The organism is Curtobacterium sp. MCBD17_040 (assembly GCF_003234805.2).
Lineage (GTDB): Bacteria > Actinomycetota > Actinomycetes > Actinomycetales > Microbacteriaceae > Curtobacterium.
The window spans coordinates 1,584,081-1,599,572 of the sequence record NZ_CP126273.1; the positions used below are offsets into that span (position 1 = coordinate 1,584,081).

A 15,492-nucleotide genomic window follows, 5' to 3' on the forward strand; every position below is an offset into this window, starting at 1 on the left:
CGATAGTCACCCAGAACGAACGAAGGACCGCACATGGCACTCGACGGCATCACCGGCACCGTGGACACGGCCGCCCAGGCATCAGCGCTCGCGGCGAACCCGACGACGACCTCGTCGACGATGGACTCGCAGATGTTCCTCAAGCTGCTCGTCACGCAGCTGCAGAACCAGGACCCGTCGAGCCCGATGGACACGAACGCCATGATCGGCCAGCAGACGCAGATGGCGATGATGGAGCAGATGACGAACCAGACGTCGACCGCGAACGAGAACTTCTCGCTCCAGATGCGGATCGCCGCCGCCAACCTCGTCGGCAAGCAGGTCTCCTACACCGACGCGACGACCGGCACCGACGTGACCGGCACCGCCACCGCCGTCTCGTACGCCGGGAGCGTCCCGCAGGTGACCGTCAACGGGAAGGAGGTCGCTCTGGACAGCGTCTCCGGCGTCACGACCACGACCAGCAGCGGGTCCTGAGGGCCCCGCATCTCCCCGGGCCCCGCCCGCACGACCACCCCGGCCAGGACGGCCGGTCGGACCACCACCGCACAGCACGGACGCGCCGCGGAGACCACCACTTCCGTCACCGACGGCGAGCCAGCCGGCCCGTCGCCCTCCGAAAGGACGCACCATGCTCCGCTCGCTGTACTCCGGGATCTCCGGACTCCGCTCCCACCAGGAGATGCTCGACGTCACGGGCAACAACATCGCCAACGTCAACACGGCCGGCTTCAAGTCGTCGACGACCGTGTTCCAGGACACCCTGTCGCAGATGACCCAGGGTGCGGGCTCCCCGCAGTCCGGCCTCGGCGGCACGAACCCGGCCCAGATCGGCCTCGGCGTGCAGGTCGCCGGCGTCTCGACGAACTTCGCGCAGGGCTCGGCCGAGGCGACCGGCAAGGCCACCGACCTCATGATCTCCGGCGACGGGTTCTTCGTCACGCGACAGGGCAACGACACCGTCTACACGCGGGCCGGCTCGTTCGACTTCGACGCCCAGGGCCGCCTGACCACCCCGGACGGCAAGATCGTCCAGGGCTACTCGGCCACCAACGGTGTCGTCGACGACGGCGGCCAGCTCGGCGACATCACGCTGCCGCTGACCGCAGCAGCACCCGCTGCCGTGACGACCTCGGCCACGGTCGACGGCAACCTGCCGTCGGACACCGCGACCGGACAGGTGATCACCCGCGACAGCGACGTGTACGACGCGTCCGGCACCAAGCACGCGATGACGCTCGCGTTCACGAAGACCGCCGCGGGATGGAACGTCAGCGGCACCGACGGTGAGGGCAACGCCGCGTCCGGCACGATCACGTTCGGCGCCGACGGCAAGATCAGCGGCGGTGGGACGCTGAAGATCGGTGGCATCACCGCCGACATGACCCAGCTCACCGGGTTCGCCACGCTCTCGACCGCGTCGATCAGCAGCCAGAACGGCCACGCGGCCGGCACCCTCAAGGGCTTCTCCATCTCGCAGGACGGCACGCTCGTCGGCCAGTTCTCGAACGGCTCGACCGAGGCGCTCGGCCGCATCGCCCTGGCGTCGTTCGCGAACCCGGGTGGCCTCGAGAAGGTCGGCGACTCCGGCTACCGCGCCACGGCGAACTCGGGATCGGCGCAGGTCGGGAGCCCCACGTCCGGCAGCCTCGGCTCGCTCGCGTCGGGCACGCTCGAGATGTCGAACGTGGACCTCTCGCAGGAGTTCACGAACCTCATCGTCGCCCAGCGTGGGTTCCAGGCGAACGCCCGCATCATCACGACGTCCGACTCCGTGCTCGAGGAGCTGACGAACCTCAAGCGCTGACGCGCACGCCGCGCGGCCGGGAGGCCAGGCGGACGTCCGGTTCACCGGTCACGTCCGCCGGGCCTCCCGGCATGTGCGCGGTCACCGGCGCGCCGCTGCCCCTCGGGTGCTGGGAATTCGAAGCACCGTACGATGGACGGATGCCCGCCGACGAAGCCCGACCCCTGCTCGACCCCGTCGAACTCGACGCGTACTTCGCGCTCATCGAGGTGAGCAGTCTGCTGCGCCACACGGTCGAGCAGCAGCTGCGTGAGGCCGGCGACCTCAGCTACGTGCAGTTCCAGCTCCTCGCCACGCTGGGCGACGCTCCGGACGGCAGCCGCCGGATGACCGAACTCGCCGACGGCGTCGTCTACAGCCGGAGCGGCCTCACCTACCAGGTGGGGCTGCTCGAGCGGGCCGGGCTCGTCGCCCGGAGCACCTCGTCCGAGGACGAGCGCGGCGTCACCGTGACGGTCACCGACGCGGGTCGCGCCGTGCTCGCCCGCGTGTTCCCGGGCCACGTCGCGGTCCTCCGCGAGCTGTTCCTCGAGCCGCTCGGCCACGACGACATCGAGGCGCTGTCCCGCGTCCTCGCCCGCGTCCGCGATCACATGCGCACCATCCCGCCCCGTTCCGCCAGGCCGCGGCGCACCCGTGCCGCACGGCGCGACACGCCGAGCGGCGACTGACCGGAACGGATCGTGAACCCGATCGCCCGGTCCGTGCAATACCTGGTGTGAGCACCGACAGCGACATCATCCGGCGGACCCTGGAACGGCCCGCCGAGTTCGCCCAGCTGTACGACCGGCACGCCCCGGCGATCCACCGGTTCGCAGCGCGCCGCGCGGGACCCGACGTGGCCGAGGACCTGGTGTCCGAGACCTTCACCGTCGCGTTCGAGCGCCGGACCGCGTACGACCTCGACCGCGCGGACGCCCTGCCCTGGCTGTACGGCATCGTCACGACGCTGCTGAAACGGCACCGTCGGATCGAGGCGCGGCTCTGGGCGAGCGCCCGGGCCGACCCGACCGCGCTCGTCACCGAGCACGACCACGAGGCGCTCGAGGCCGAACTCGCGGTCCGCCGACTGCGCTCCGCGATCCAGCGGATGCCCGCCCGCGACCGCGACGTGCTGCTGCTCTACGCCTGGGCCGACCTCGACTACGAGGGCGTCGCCCTGGCGCTGGACGTTCCCGTCGGGACCGTCCGCTCACGACTCAACCGAGCACGCCGCACGCTGCGTGCCGCTGCAGGCCGCGACGCGGCCCAGGAGGTGGAACATGGACGAGTTGACACTGCTCCGGTCCGTTCGTGACGACGTGGAACCGGTCCAGCCGGAGACGTTGGCACGCGGCCGGGAGGCACTGCTCGCGCACATCGAGCAGGGCACGCCCACACGGGGTCCGGTCCGACGTGGATCCGGTCGGCGCGGCCGCCGTGCCGGGTGGATCGGCGCCGGTTCCGTCGTCGCCGCGGGCGTCGCGGCGGCCCTCGTCGTCGGGAACGTGATCGGCGTGGCCGGCACCGGACCGCACGGGAGCGCGGCACCGGCCGCGGCGGAGGTCCTCACCCACGCCGCCGCCTCGACGACCGCCACGACGGACCCGGTCGTGCACCCCGGTCAGTACCTCGAGGTCGCGACGCGGGCCGTCTACGCATCCGGGTTCGAGGACGACCACGGCTCCGGCACCTACCTGTCGTCGCAGGACGGCCAGTTGTACGTCCCCGCCGACACGGCCGGTGACTGGGTCTGGGTCCGCGACCCGGAGCGGGTGGTGCAGACGTTCGGGCCCGACTCCGAGCGCGCCGCGCGCGTGTCCGACAAGGCGAAGGGGGAGTACCTGCGCGCAGCCGGTGGTGGGTTCTACGGGAGCCCGGCCGTGGTGTCGCCGTCGGACCTCGCGGCCCTTCCACGGGACCCCGCCGCGCTGCTCCGGCACGCCTACGACGCCACGAAGGGCCAGGACGACCCGGACCTCGCCGCGTTCGGGTGGATCGCCGACACGCTCCGCAGTGGACTCGCACCGGCGGACCTCCGCGCAGCCCTGTACAAGGCGGCCGCGGGCATCCCCGGGGTCGTCCTGACCGACCGCCAGGCCAACCTCGAGGGGCGGACCGGCGTCGCGATCGGCTACGCACAGGGCAACGGCGACCAGCAGGAGCTCATCATCGATCCGTCCACGGGCCTGCTCATCGGCGAACGCGAGGTCGTCACGGGCGGGGCGGCTGCCTCCTGGAAGGTGCCCGACGGCACCCCCATCGGCTGGACCGCGGTGACCACGAGCGTCGTCGACGCCGCACCGGCCAGGAGCGCCCGGTGAGCGCCGCACCGCAGGTCGAGACCGTCGGCGTGGACACCGTGCCGCTCCTGGTGATCCCGACGCCGAGGACCCGCTGGGTCGACGTCACCTGGGCACTCGAGCGCGAGGCCGCGAACGGACGATGACGGCCCGTGCCGGGGAGCGGCACCGCCCGACCACCGGGCGTACGCTCCCCGGCATGACCGCCGCCGACCCCGCGATGCCGACCCTCGTCGCCACCGTCCTCGACTCGCCGCGCCCCCTGGAGCTCGCCCGCTTCTACGGCGCCCTGACGGGTTGGACGGTGTTCGAGGACGACGACAGCTGGGCCCGGGTCCGTCCTGACGACGGCCCGGGCCTCTCGGTGCAGCTCGAGCCCGAGTACGTCCCGCCGACCTGGCCCGGCCGATCGGACGCCCCCGGCATGCAACTCCACCTCGACTTCCTGGTCGAGGACCTGCCTGCCGCGGTCGCGCGAGCCGAGGGGCTCGGCGCACGGCAAGCCGCGTGGCAGCCGACCGAGGACGTCCGGGTGATGCTCGACCCGGACGGCCACCCGTTCTGCCTGTTCCTGCCGGGGGCTTGAGCGTTCCCGGCTGTCCCCGCCGGTGGTGCGGGCCGGCGGGTCAGCTCCCGTCCCCGGTCGGACGGACGGGCGACGGCGCCGGCCACGCCCCGGCCGGCGCACCGTCCGACCGCCCGTGCTCCGCGGCGAGCCGGTCGGCTCGGCGGAACTCGCCGCGCCGAGCGATCGCCCCGGCGGCGCCGGCCGCGACCGAGATGGGCACGAACAGGATCGCCGACGGCGGCCAGACGGCGATCGGGACCGCGGCGAGCGTGCCCGCGAGCACCGAGGTCGCGACGACGTGCACCGCGCGCGAACGGACGGGGCGCATCACCCGGCCCAGTGACCACGTGAACGGCAACGCGACGAGGACGGCGCCGAAGGCGAACACGGCAGTGAGGCCGTCCATCCAGACGACCCAGAGCAGCATCTGGCCCACGACCTCGTACCAGGGCCCGCCACCGACGCCGATGCCGTCCGTGAGCGACACGAGCGAGGTCCCCGACAACCCCAGGAGCAGGACGATCGGCAGTGTCACCCCGACGAGCCACCCGTACGCCCGGATCTCGAGCCACCAGCTGTCGGCCCACGTCCGGTTCCCGTTCTGGCGGTCGGTCGTCATGCGAGGCGCCCGGCGACGATGCCGACGATCTCGGTGACCGCCGAGCGGAACGGGCGGATCCGGAGCATCGGGAGTGCGAACCGGAGGACGCGGAGCATCGCGTCGACGAGACGTGCCGTGCGGGCCTGCTCGGCGGAGGTGTCGTAGGTCCAGAACAGCGTGAGGAGCAGGTAGCCGGTCCAGAGCGCGATCGGCAGGTCACCCGCGAGGTCGCGGGGGAGCTGTTGCCGCGCAGCGTCGACGGCCTCGCGGAACAGCCCGAGCACGAGGTCCCGCGCGGCGGACGACTCGGTGGACAGCGGGTTGATCGGGGAGGCGGGCGCCATCGCGGCCGCGAGGAACTGCGGGGCGATCGCGTGGTAGCCGCGGAGGTTCGCGAGCCCGGTCCGGACGACGATGCCCACCCGCGCCGTCAGATCGTCCTCCGCGGCGAGCTGCGGGAGCGCGACCGCGCGGTGCTCCTGCTGCACGTCGACGTAGAGCTCCTGGACCAGGTGGTCTTTCGTCGGGAAGTGGTAGTAGGCGTTCCCGACGGAGAGTCCGGCGTCGGTCGCGATGCCTCGCATGGTCGTACCGTCGTAGCCACGCTCGCGGAGTGACCGCAGCGCGACCTCGCGGATGTGCGCCCGTGTGCGGCTGCGCTTCGACTCCCGGTCCTCGTTTTCGAACATGTTCAAAAACTAGCGCGCGATGCGTTCCGCCGTCCAGCTTCCGGGACGGCGTCGTCCAGTGCGTCACCGTCGGACCGGCTCCGTCCCTCCGGACCGTGCGGCTCGGCGGATGGCATCCACCACGTCGAGGTTCGCGACGATGTCGTCGCCGCGTCCGTACGCCGTGCTGGGATCGGGGACGCCGGCACCGACACGACGGACGAAGGCGTCGAGCTGGTGGTCGAAGCTCGTGCCGCCGGCGACCGTCGTCATCGTCGGAGCGCCGCGTCGGGGGATGACACGGAGGCTGTTTCCGTGGTGCGGCACGATCGGTCCCGTCACCGTCACCTCGGCCTCCGCGAGTTGGAGCGTGAGGGACACCGGATCGTCCTGGTCGAACGAGCAGTGGATGCTGGCGGTGGTGCCCGTGGGGAAGCGCAGCGTCGCGATCGTGTCCGAGTCCGCGCCGCTCGGGTTCCACCGCTGACGGGCGGTCACCTCGCTCGGCTCCGCGTCGAACAGGAGTCGCGACCAGTGCACGGCGTACACGCCGTTGTGGAGGAGGGCACCGCCTCCGAGCGCGGCGACGTGCAGGATCGACTGCGGATCGTACGGGCGGGTGCCGTTGACAGATGAGCTGATCGACGAGAGCGGCCCGTACCGGCCGTCCCCGACCAGCGTCCGGAGCGCGTCGAACAGCGGGTGGAAGCGGTAGTGGAACCCCTCCATGACGAGCCGCCCCGAGTCCGCCGCGACGGCGACGATCGCGCGACCCTCGGCGCCGCTCACACCGATCGGTTTCTCGCACAACACGTGTTTGCCCGCGCGGAGCGCCGCGATCGTCCACCGTGCGTGTTCGGCCGCGGCGTTCGCGATGTACACCGCGTCGACGTCGGCGTCGGCGAGGACGTCCTCGTAGTGCTCCGACGCGCGCGGGATGTCCCACGTCCGCGCGTACTCCGCGGCTGCCCCGGGGCGACGCGCCGCGACCCGCGCGACGCGCACGTCCGGACGACGTGCGGCAGGCTCGACCAACCCGGATGGACCGATCGTCGACGCCCCGATCATCCCGAACGTCAATGGCATGCTCGCTCCCTCGTGGCTCATCTCGGTGTTCGTGTTCGCTCCCCGCGACGCGCGGACGCTCACCAGGTGTCGGGACGCGCTCCCAGCGGGACGGGCTCCGGTCGCTCGACGCGCGACGCGATCTCGACGACGCGGTGCTCGGCGGCGGCAGGGGTGATCGACTCCATCACGTCGAGCACGTGGAACGCGAGCGCGCCGGAGGCCCGGTGCGGCCGGCCGGTGGCGATCGCGTGGGCCATGTCCGCGAGGCCGTGACCGCGGCCCGCGTCGGCGTACCCGCCGGCGACCGGGAGCTCCCGCCACGCGTCGCTCCCGGCGACGAACACCGACACGGGGTCCGAGAAGCGGTTGGGGTCGGGCACACCCAGCGTGCCCGCGGTGCCGTACACCTCGAACAGGGGTGCGCGGGTCGCCCAGACCTCGAACGACATCGTGACGGTCGAGACGCTGCCGTCGACGTGCTCGAGGATCGCGACGACGTGGGTGTCGACCGACACGTCGATGCCCGTCCCGGCCGCCGGGCCCGTACCGATCGTGCGCCGGCGGTCCGATCGCGTCGCACTCGCGCTCACCCGGGCGACGGGGCCGAGGAAGGTCACGAGGCTCGACAGGGAGTAGGGACCCATGTCGAAGAGCGGACCCCCGCCCGGCTGGTAGTAGAACCCCGGCGCGGGGTGCCACAGCTCGTGCCCGGGCGCGCTCCACGCGACGGCGGCACCGACGGGTGTGCCGATGAGCCAGTCGTCGATCGCGGCCCGTGCGGTCTGGATGCCGGTACCGAGCACGGTGTCCGGGGCGCTGCCCACCCGGACGCCCGCGCGCGCGGCGGCCTCGAGCACCGGGGCGGCCTCGGCGGTCGAGAGCGCGAGCGGCTTCTCGCCGTACACGTGCTTGCCGGCCGCGACGGCGCGTGTGGCCACGGAGGCGTGCGCGGCGGGGATCGTCAGGTTGAGCACCACGTCGACGTCGGGCGAGGTCAGAAGGTCGTCGACCGCGAGTGCCTGCACGCCCGCAGCGGCGGCGACGGCAGCCGCACGGTCCTCCAGGACGTCGGCGACGGCGGTGAGCCGGAGTCCGGGCAGGGACGGCAGGTCGGCGAGGTACTGGGCGCTGATGGTGCCCACGCCGACCAGGCCGACGCGCATCGGAGCGGTCATCGCGCGGCCTCCCCGTGGAACTCGACGCGCGGAGTCGCACCGTCGAACGACACCCGTGTCGCGCCGATCCGCCACGTGTGCCCGTCGTCCGCGTTCGCCTGGAAGAACAGGACCCCTGCGTCGGGGCCGTCGGCGAGGAACCCGGGATGTCCGGACTCGCTGTGGTTCCAGGCGCCGACCGGACCCGCCGGGATCAGCGGCTCGTCGGCACCCCGCGTCCACGTCCGCGCGTCCGTGCTCGTCGCCCAGCCGATCTGCTGCGGGCAGTTGTTGTACGCGCCGGCGTAGAACATCGTGAACGTCGTGCCGTCCCAGCGCAGCGCCGGCGCTTCGATGCACTCCTGCTCCCACGGCAGTTCCGGTGCCAGCGCCGGACCGTCGACCGACAGCTGCTCCCAGTCCGCCCTGCCGAACGCGCTGTCGAGGGGCGCGCGAGCGGTGCCGAGCATCTGGATCCGCATCTCCGGGTCGCGCGTGACCCAGGCGAGCACGAGGTGCTCGTCGGTCGCCACGAGGTCGGCGTCGATCGCACGTCCGCACGTCCAGTCGCCCGACGGCGCGAAGACCGGGTTCTCGGGGTTCGGCGTGAAGGCGATGCCGTCGTCGCTCACGGCGTGGCAGATCGCGTCCTCGCGACCACGGCCGTAGGTCTGGAAGAACAGGTGCACGCGTCCGTCGAGCACGACCGCACCGGGGGCGGCGGCGCCCGTCGCGTCGTAGTCGCCGAACGGCGGCAGGACGGCGACGGTGCGCCAGGACACGAGGTCGTCGCTCTCGGCCACGGCGACCGACCAGCCCTCGGCGACGTCGTCGGACCCGGACGGCAAGGAGCAGTAGAGCAGGTAGCGGCCACCGAACCGGATCACCGACGGGTCCTTCGCGTACGGGCGGCCCCGCCGCGAGGTGTCACCCCACGGTGCGCCCACCAGTCGAGGGGTGCCGGGGAGGTCGATGGACCCGAGTGCGTCGTCAGCGGTCATGCCCCGAGCCTGCTCCCGATCCGCTCGTCATGCCGCGACGAGCAGGTACCCGGCGAGCACGAACCCGCACACCGCGATGGCGACACGGAGCACGGACTGCGGGACACGCCGTGCGACGCTCGGACCGATCAGCCCGCCGATGAGCGCGCCGAGGCCGAGGGGCCACACCGCGGCCCACGTGACCGTCCCGGAGAGGGCGAACAGCACGGCGGGCACGATGTCACCAGCGAGGAGCAACACGTTCTTCAGCGCGTTCGCACGGTGCAGGACGGGTTCGCCGTCGAGCAGCAGCACGGCGATCATGAGGACCCCGGAGCCCGCCCCGAAGTACCCGTTGTAGAGCGAGACGCCGGCGACGCTCGCCGCGGCGACCGGGCGCGCCATCGTCGTCGCCGTCCGTCGGCGGTCGATCCACGGTTGCACGAGCAGCAGGGCGGACCCCGCGGCGACGAGGAACGGGACGATGCGGTCGAACACGTGCGACGGCGTCGCGAGCAGCAGGGCCGCGCCCGCGGTCGACACGACGACCGTGACCGGCAGCCACCGCCGGACGGTCGGCGCGTGCCCGACCAGGTCGCCCCGCGCGCGGAGGGCCGATCCCGCCCCGCTGCCGAGCAGGGCCACGGAGTTCGTCACGTTCGCGGCGAGGGGCGGGATGCCCACGGCGAGCAGGGCCGGGTACGCCACGAGCGACGTGATGCCGCCCGCGGTGCCGATGACGCCCGCGGCGACACCGGCCACGAACAGGAACACCGCGGTCGTCACCGTTGGATCCTGGCACGTCGCGGAGCCCGGCCGACGGGTCCGCGCCGTGGCTCGGCGGGTTCCCGCTGCCGGTCGTCAGGCGGTCGCGGTCCTCGGCCGGGAGGCCCGGTGCGGGGTTGCGGACGGGTCCGGCTCCTCGAGGTGGATCGTCCCGGAGCGGTTGCGTCCCTGCGTCTCGAGCACCGCGCTCCGCACCACGGCGCCGAGATCGCCCGTCCGCGCGTACTCGGCGCGCTGCCGCTGGGCACCCGTGCCGTGCGCGAGGACCTCGGCGATGCCCCGCTCGACGAACTGCTCGTCACCGTTCGCGCGGAGCGCCGGGCCGAGGCGCTCGAGGAGCATCCCGATGACCGTGCGCGCCTCCGCCGCACGTCCCGTGACCGGGTCGACGAGTTCGCCCTCCAGTCCCTCGAGTGCCGCCCGCCAGTTCGCCAGTCGAACCGCGCACGCGGGAGCGTCCGGGGCGGGCACGCCGTTGCGCCAGTCCGCCGCGGCGGTGTCGACCATCGCCCGCACGATGCCCGCGATCATCGCCGTCACCGCCGGGTCGAGCGGCACGTCCGCGACGCGCACCTCGACCGTCGGGAACGACCGCGACAGCCGAGCGTCGAGGTAGAGCATGCCCGCATCGAGCAGGGCACCGGTGCCGAGCATCGCCTGCTCGACGGCGTTGTACCGGGCGACGGATCCGAACCGCTCCATCGGCCCGGCGGAGGGCCACCGCGTCCACTCGATGCTCCGGTAGCTCGCGTGCCCGGTGTCCTCGCCGTCGTGGAACGGGGAGTTCGCGGTGAGGGCGATGAGGACCGGTGTCCAGGTGCGGATCCGGTCCAGCACGGCGACGCCCTCGTCCTCGGACTCGATGCCGACGTGCACGTGCAGCCCGCAGGACAGGCTCCGACGGGGCAGCGCTCCGTAGCGGTCGAGCATCGTCCGGTACCGCGGTGTGTCCCGGGCGTGCGGTCGCGTCGGGAGCGGCGCGCTCGCGAGTGCCGCGACCCGGGCACCCTCGAGCGCCGCGATCGCGTCGACCGTGCCGCGGTTCGCCAGCACCTCCTGCTCGAGCGCGGACAGCCGGTTGTGGACCGACGACACGGTCTCCAGCATCTCGAGCTGCATCTCGCCCGTCAGGGATCCGTCGGCACGTGACCCCTGCAGCCGGGTCCGCCAGCCGAGGACCTCGTCGGCGAGGGGCACCGGCTCGCCGGTCTCGCCGTCGACCAACAGCAGTTCTTCCTCCACACCCATCGTTCGCATGGGACAACTGTGTGCGGATGCGGCCGGGAGGATTCACGGGGTTGTCAGGAGCAGCACACGGCGGTACGCGGGCGCGCGGAACGTGCGCGCGGACTCGCGAGCGCACCCGCGGTTCGCGCACCGCCGGTCCGGGCGGGACCACCTGGATCGACGCTCGGGTGTCACCGGGTTCGGTGGGCGCGGTCGGCCTGCGGAACCCTCGCACCGGCGTGGAGGCACGAGCATGTGTGGTGTGGCAGGCGAGGTCACGTTCGACGGAGAACGGGCCGACACGGACGTCGTCCGCCGCATGGCGGCGACGATGCACGACCGGGGCCCGGACGGCGAGGGAAGCTGGTCGTGCGGGTGGGCGGCGCTCGGGCACCGACGGCTCAGCGTCATCGACCTCTCGGACGCTGGGGGCCAGCCGATGCAGTCGGCCGACGCCCGGGTGACGATCGTGTTCAACGGCTGCGTGTACAACCACCGGGAGCTCCGCCACGAGCTCGAACCGGGCCGCCCCTTCGGCACCACGAGCGACACCGAGGTGGTGCTCGCCGCGTACGAACGCTGGGGCGCACGGTTCGTCGACCACCTCGTCGGGATGTTCGCGGTCGTGGTCGTCGACGAACGGCGGCGGGAGGTCGTCCTGGCTCGTGACCGCCTCGGCGTGAAGCCCCTCTACCTGGCGACCGTCGGCGGTCGGCTGCGGTTCGCGTCGACGCTGCCGGCACTCCTGGCGGGTGGGGGCGTCGACACGGAGCTCGACCCGGTCGGGCTCCATCACTACCTGAGCTGGCACTCGATCGTTCCGGGGTCGCGCACCGTGCTGCGGGGGGTCCGGAAGCTCCCGCCGGCCACCGTGCGGGTCATCGACGAGCGCGGCGGGACACAGGACCGCGAGTACTGGGCGCCGACGTACGAACGCGACGCGGGACGGGCGTGCTGGACGGCCCGCGACTGGGAGGACGCCGTCGAGGACGCCCTCCGCACCGCGGTCCGACGCCGCCTGGTGGCCGACGTCCCGGTCGGCGTGCTGCTGTCCGGCGGACTCGACTCGAGCCTCCTCGTCGCCCTGCTCGCCGAGGAGTCCGCCGACCCCGTCGGCACGTACAGCATCGGGTTCGAGGACGCCGCGGGGGAGTCCGGGGACGAGTTCCGGTGGTCCGACGTCGTCGCGGAGCGGTTCGGCACCGAGCACACCCGCATCCTGGTCCCGACGACCGATCTGCCGACGGCGGTGAACGAGGCCGTCGACGCCATGACCGAGCCCATGGCCACCCAGGACGTCGCGGCGTTCTTCCTGCTGTCACGGGCGGTCTCGGAGGACCGGAAGGTCGTGCAGTCCGGGCAGGGTGCCGACGAGGTGTTCGCCGGCTACCGATACCACCGGCGTGCTGGTCGGGTGTCGCGGGACCGGGCGCTCGACGCCTTCGCGGGCACCTTCTCCGAGAGTGCCTCCGGCGTTCGCGCGCTCGTGGAACCCGGCCGGCTGCCGGCCGGTGACGTGAGCCGTGACACCATCGCCGCGCACCTCGCAGCCCCGGGTGCCGAGACCGCGCTCGACGCCGTCCTCCGGCTCGACACGCACCTGCTCATGCCCGACGACCCGGTCAAGCGCGTCGACAGCATGACGATGGCCTCCGGTCTGGAGGCTCGGGTCCCGTTCCTGGACCAGGACCTCGTCACCCTCGCGGCGGCGTGCCCGCCCGCGCTGAAGATCGCCGACGACGGCAAGGGCCTGCTCAAGGCACTCGGTCGGCGGCTCCTGCCGCAGGAGGTCGTCGACCGGCCGAAGGGGTACTTCCCGGTCCCCGCGCTCCGGCACCTCGACGGCGCGTTAGCCGGGGTCGCGCGCGACGCCCTGCTCGCGCCGGAGGCCCGGCAGCGCGGGCTGCTGCGCCAGGACGTCGTGCAGGCCGTCATCGACCGGCCTGACGCGTTCCGCACGCGCGTCGGCGGTGCACTCTGCTGGCAGCTCGCGGTGCTCGAGCTGTGGTTGCAGCGGCACGGGATCCGGTGAGCGGCCGCCGAACCGGCCCGGTCCACCCCCGGGCACGAGACCGCCGACGGCGCGGGGCACCGGGCTAACGGCGGTGACGCCGCGGCCGATAGTCGTGACTGTACCGCTCAGGACGAGCGGGACACCCGCCCCACGGACGGCGGCGGGAGCACACGACCTAGGACGGGCCATGATCGTCGTCACGCGACTCAACGACAGCAGATTCGCTGTCAACCCGGATCTCGTGGAACGCATCCAGGAGAGCCCGGACACCACCCTCATCATGGTGGACGGCGCGAAGTACATCGTGCAGGAGTCGATGGCCGAGGTCATCGACATGATCGCCGCGTACCGCGCCCGGATCATCGCGATCGCCTCCGGCGTGGCCGACGACACGGCCTCGAGCGTGAACACGACGGGCCCGCAGCCGGTCCTCGCGCCGGTGTCCGACATCGCCGCACCGCGCACGTCCGAGGGGCGGCGCTGACGTGGACCTCGCGACGATCATCGGCGTCCTGCTCGCGTTCGGGGCGCTCTTCGGCATGGTCTCGATGGAGCACGTCGAGATCTCCGGACTCATCATCCCCGCCCCGATGGTGCTCGTGTTCGGCGCGACGCTCGCCTGTGGCCTCGCCGGAACGACGCTCAAGGACGCCATCGCGAACCTCAAGGCGATCCCGACCGCGTTCACCGGCAAGGTCGTGCCCCCGGCATCGGTGATCGAGGACGTCGTCGGTCTGGCTGAGACGGCGCGGACGAACGGCCTGCTGTCGCTCGAGCAGGAGGCCGACAAGCACGACGACCCGTTCCTCAAGAAGGCGCTCCAGAACATCGCGGACGGCACCGACGGCGAGGAGCTCCGGATCCTCCTCGAGGACGAGATCGAGTCGAACGCGTCGACCCTGCGGAACGCGAGCAAGTTCTTCATGGGACTCGGCGGCTACGCCCCGACGGTCGGCATCATCGGCACCGTCGTCAGCCTGACCCACGTGCTCGCGAACCTGTCGAAGCCGGACGAGCTCGGGCCGCTCATCGCGTCGGCGTTCGTGGCGACGCTCTGGGGCCTGCTCAGTGCGAACTTCCTGTGGCTGCCGATCGGCGGCAAGCTCAAGAAGCTCGCCGACCTCGAGGTGGCTCGACAGACGCTGCTCATGGAGGGCCTCCTGGCCGTGCAGGCGGGCAGTCAGCCGCGCCTGCTCGGCGAGCGGCTCCGCGCCATGGTGCCGCCGTCGGCCCGCGGTGACGCGGCTCCGGCCAAGGGCGCCAAGGGCAAGGGCAAGGGCGCCGCCGACGACGAAGCGCTGGCGGCCTGACGTGGCTGGCAGAGGGCGAGGGCGCCGCGGTCACGGCGGCGGCGGACACGATGACGACGACCACCCGGACGAGCGCTGGATGGCGTCGTACATGGACATGATCACCGTGCTCATGTGCATGTTCCTGGTCCTGTTCGCGATGTCGCAGGTCGACCAGCAGAAGTTCATCGCGCTCAAGGACTCGCTCGCGACCGGCTTCGGCCAGGTGCAGAAGCAGAAGGTCGACACGGCGTCCGGCACGGTCGTCAAGCCCGACGAGGTGACGAAGAAGGACGGCAAGGGCTACGCGCTGTCGAAGTCCGATGCGGAGCACTCGAGTGCGGCGAGCGGCACGGCGAACAGCAACGCGGACGGCACGAGCGCCGACCCGAGCGCGGTCGCGGTCCCCGCGGCGGCCCCGACGCCGAACACCGCCGTGGCGAAGGCGAGCAAGGCGGACGTCGAGGCGGCGAAGAAGGAGCTCGACGACCTGAAGGCGATCGAGGCCGCGATCAAGAAGAACCTGACGGCCGAGGGCAAGACCGCGAACGTGCAGTTCGACCTCGACGCCCGCGGGCTGACGGTCCGGCTGGTCGGGAGCGAGACGTACTTCGCCACCAACAGCGCGGACCTGTCGGACGAGGCCCGAGCGGTCATGGACGCGATCGCCCCGGTCCTCAAGAGCAGCGGCCACGACATCAGCGTCGAGGGGCACGCCGACCAGCGGAACTCGACCGCGCCCTACGCCACGAACTGGGAGCTGTCCGCGGCCCGCGCGACCGGCGTGCTCCGGGATCTCGTCGAGCGCGGAGGCCTGCCGGCCGACCACGTGCAGAGCGTCGGGTTCGGGTCGAGCCGGCCGCTGTCCAAGGGGTCGACCGACGCCGACCTCGCGCTGAACCGTCGCGTCGACATCGTCGTGCTGTCGAACCAGGACCAGGACGTCAGCGCGCTCATGCCGGCCATCGCGGCTGCGCAGGACGCGGCGCATCGGGGCGAGACGGCGGGGTCCACGGCGCCGACGACCGCGGAGGGCGATGGGTAGCGG

Annotated in this window: 18 protein-coding genes; 11 read left to right on the top strand and 7 right to left on the bottom strand. The window is 72.5% G+C overall.

Annotation, left to right across the window (positions count from 1 at the left end):
* Window positions 1–33: 33 nt before the first annotated feature.
* The 7 genes from DEI94_RS07460 to DEI94_RS07490 all read left to right on the top strand — a co-directional run bounded on the left by DEI94_RS07460 (window position 34) and on the right by DEI94_RS07490 (window position 4,675).
* A complete protein-coding gene (locus DEI94_RS07460; protein WP_111026045.1) occupies window positions 34–477 on the top strand; it encodes a flagellar hook capping FlgD N-terminal domain-containing protein in 444 nt (147 codons plus the stop codon).
* Window positions 478–631: 154 nt separating this feature from the next.
* On the top strand, window positions 632–1,807 hold the full coding sequence (locus DEI94_RS07465; RefSeq protein ID WP_111026046.1) for a flagellar hook protein FlgE: 1,176 nt from the start codon (window positions 632–634) through the stop codon (window positions 1,805–1,807).
* Between the two features lie 140 nt (window positions 1,808–1,947).
* Entirely contained in the window at window positions 1,948–2,478 is a 531-nt protein-coding gene (locus tag DEI94_RS07470; RefSeq protein WP_111026047.1) for a MarR family winged helix-turn-helix transcriptional regulator, read from the top strand.
* A 47-nt stretch (window positions 2,479–2,525) separates the two neighbouring features.
* Window positions 2,526–3,104, top strand: coding sequence for an RNA polymerase sigma factor (locus DEI94_RS07475; RefSeq protein WP_258368437.1), 579 nt, complete (start codon window positions 2,526–2,528; stop codon window positions 3,102–3,104).
* Window positions 3,070–4,110 carry a CU044_5270 family protein gene (locus DEI94_RS07480; protein ID WP_111008841.1) on the top strand — a complete coding sequence of 347 codons (1,041 nt, stop codon included), beginning with the start codon at window positions 3,070–3,072 and terminating at the stop codon, window positions 4,108–4,110. The genes DEI94_RS07475 and DEI94_RS07480 overlap by 35 nt, the downstream gene beginning before the upstream one ends.
* Complete coding sequence (locus DEI94_RS07485) at window positions 4,107–4,235, top strand: hypothetical protein (protein ID WP_258368438.1); 129 nt, start codon at window positions 4,107–4,109, stop codon at window positions 4,233–4,235. The genes DEI94_RS07480 and DEI94_RS07485 overlap by 4 nt, the downstream gene beginning before the upstream one ends.
* A gap of 53 nt (window positions 4,236–4,288) precedes the next feature.
* Window positions 4,289–4,675, top strand: coding sequence for a VOC family protein (locus DEI94_RS07490; RefSeq protein WP_258368439.1), 387 nt, complete (start codon window positions 4,289–4,291; stop codon window positions 4,673–4,675).
* Between the two features lie 40 nt (window positions 4,676–4,715).
* Here DEI94_RS07490 and DEI94_RS07495 read toward each other — a convergent pair whose 3' ends face one another.
* The 7 genes from DEI94_RS07495 to DEI94_RS07525 form a co-directional block, all read right to left on the bottom strand.
* Window positions 4,716–5,276, bottom strand: coding sequence for a hypothetical protein (locus DEI94_RS07495; protein ID WP_111026048.1), 561 nt, complete (start codon window positions 5,274–5,276; stop codon window positions 4,716–4,718).
* Window positions 5,273–5,947 carry a TetR/AcrR family transcriptional regulator gene (locus tag DEI94_RS07500; protein ID WP_111026049.1) on the bottom strand — a complete coding sequence of 225 codons (675 nt, stop codon included), beginning with the start codon at window positions 5,945–5,947 and terminating at the stop codon, window positions 5,273–5,275. Before DEI94_RS07500 ends, DEI94_RS07495 begins: the two co-directional genes overlap by 4 nt.
* Before the next feature lie 63 nt (window positions 5,948–6,010).
* Window positions 6,011–7,012 carry a Gfo/Idh/MocA family protein gene (locus tag DEI94_RS07505; RefSeq protein ID WP_181441735.1) on the bottom strand — a complete coding sequence of 334 codons (1,002 nt, stop codon included), beginning with the start codon at window positions 7,010–7,012 and terminating at the stop codon, window positions 6,011–6,013.
* 59 nt (window positions 7,013–7,071) lie between these two features.
* Window positions 7,072–8,169, bottom strand: coding sequence for a Gfo/Idh/MocA family protein (locus DEI94_RS07510; RefSeq protein ID WP_111026051.1), 1,098 nt, complete (start codon window positions 8,167–8,169; stop codon window positions 7,072–7,074).
* Window positions 8,166–9,149, bottom strand: coding sequence for a glycoside hydrolase family protein (locus DEI94_RS07515; protein WP_111026052.1), 984 nt, complete (start codon window positions 9,147–9,149; stop codon window positions 8,166–8,168). Before DEI94_RS07515 ends, DEI94_RS07510 begins: the two co-directional genes overlap by 4 nt.
* 27 nt (window positions 9,150–9,176) lie before the next feature.
* A complete protein-coding gene (locus DEI94_RS07520; protein WP_111026053.1) occupies window positions 9,177–9,914 on the bottom strand; it encodes a sulfite exporter TauE/SafE family protein in 738 nt (245 codons plus the stop codon).
* 75 nt (window positions 9,915–9,989) lie between these two features.
* Window positions 9,990–11,171, bottom strand: coding sequence for a carboxylate-amine ligase (locus DEI94_RS07525; protein WP_111026054.1), 1,182 nt, complete (start codon window positions 11,169–11,171; stop codon window positions 9,990–9,992).
* Window positions 11,172–11,394: 223 nt separating this feature from the next.
* Between DEI94_RS07525 and DEI94_RS07530 the strand changes: the two genes are divergently transcribed.
* The 4 genes from DEI94_RS07530 to DEI94_RS07545 all read left to right on the top strand — a co-directional run bounded on the left by DEI94_RS07530 (window position 11,395) and on the right by DEI94_RS07545 (window position 15,489).
* Window positions 11,395–13,173: an N-acetylglutaminylglutamine amidotransferase gene (locus DEI94_RS07530; RefSeq protein ID WP_111026075.1), complete on the top strand. Its 1,779-nt coding sequence runs from the start codon at window positions 11,395–11,397 to the stop codon at window positions 13,171–13,173.
* A 169-nt stretch (window positions 13,174–13,342) separates the two neighbouring features.
* Window positions 13,343–13,639, top strand: a complete 297-nt coding sequence (locus DEI94_RS07535) for a flagellar FlbD family protein (protein WP_111008849.1) — start codon at window positions 13,343–13,345, stop codon at window positions 13,637–13,639.
* A 1-nt stretch (window position 13,640) separates the two neighbouring features.
* Window positions 13,641–14,465 carry a motility protein A gene (locus DEI94_RS07540; protein ID WP_111008850.1) on the top strand — a complete coding sequence of 275 codons (825 nt, stop codon included), beginning with the start codon at window positions 13,641–13,643 and terminating at the stop codon, window positions 14,463–14,465.
* Between the two features lies 1 nt (window position 14,466).
* A complete protein-coding gene (locus DEI94_RS07545; RefSeq protein WP_258377957.1) occupies window positions 14,467–15,489 on the top strand; it encodes an OmpA/MotB family protein in 1,023 nt (340 codons plus the stop codon).
* Window positions 15,490–15,492: the final 3 nt, after the last annotated feature.

What these genes read in the sequence shown, in the direction of transcription:
- DEI94_RS07460 (WP_111026045.1), top strand. Translation starts at nt 34, where the DNA reads ATGGCACTCGACGGCATCACCGGCACCGTGGACACGGCCGCCCAGGCA.
- DEI94_RS07465 (WP_111026046.1), top strand. Translation starts at nt 632, where the DNA reads ATGCTCCGCTCGCTGTACTCCGGGATCTCCGGACTCCGCTCCCACCAG.
- DEI94_RS07470 (WP_111026047.1), top strand. Translation starts at nt 1,948, where the DNA reads ATGCCCGCCGACGAAGCCCGACCCCTGCTCGACCCCGTCGAACTCGAC.
- DEI94_RS07480 (WP_111008841.1), top strand. Translation starts at nt 3,070, where the DNA reads ATGGACGAGTTGACACTGCTCCGGTCCGTTCGTGACGACGTGGAACCG.
- DEI94_RS07490 (WP_258368439.1), top strand. Translation starts at nt 4,289, where the DNA reads ATGACCGCCGCCGACCCCGCGATGCCGACCCTCGTCGCCACCGTCCTC.
- DEI94_RS07495 (WP_111026048.1), bottom strand. Translation starts at nt 5,276, where the DNA reads ATGACGACCGACCGCCAGAACGGGAACCGGACGTGGGCCGACAGCTGG.
- DEI94_RS07500 (WP_111026049.1), bottom strand. Translation starts at nt 5,947, where the DNA reads ATGTTCGAAAACGAGGACCGGGAGTCGAAGCGCAGCCGCACACGGGCG.
- DEI94_RS07505 (WP_181441735.1), bottom strand. Translation starts at nt 7,012, where the DNA reads ATGCCATTGACGTTCGGGATGATCGGGGCGTCGACGATCGGTCCATCC.
- DEI94_RS07510 (WP_111026051.1), bottom strand. Translation starts at nt 8,169, where the DNA reads ATGACCGCTCCGATGCGCGTCGGCCTGGTCGGCGTGGGCACCATCAGC.
- DEI94_RS07515 (WP_111026052.1), bottom strand. Translation starts at nt 9,149, where the DNA reads ATGACCGCTGACGACGCACTCGGGTCCATCGACCTCCCCGGCACCCCT.
- DEI94_RS07525 (WP_111026054.1), bottom strand. Translation starts at nt 11,171, where the DNA reads ATGCGAACGATGGGTGTGGAGGAAGAACTGCTGTTGGTCGACGGCGAG.
- DEI94_RS07530 (WP_111026075.1), top strand. Translation starts at nt 11,395, where the DNA reads ATGTGTGGTGTGGCAGGCGAGGTCACGTTCGACGGAGAACGGGCCGAC.
- DEI94_RS07535 (WP_111008849.1), top strand. Translation starts at nt 13,343, where the DNA reads ATGATCGTCGTCACGCGACTCAACGACAGCAGATTCGCTGTCAACCCG.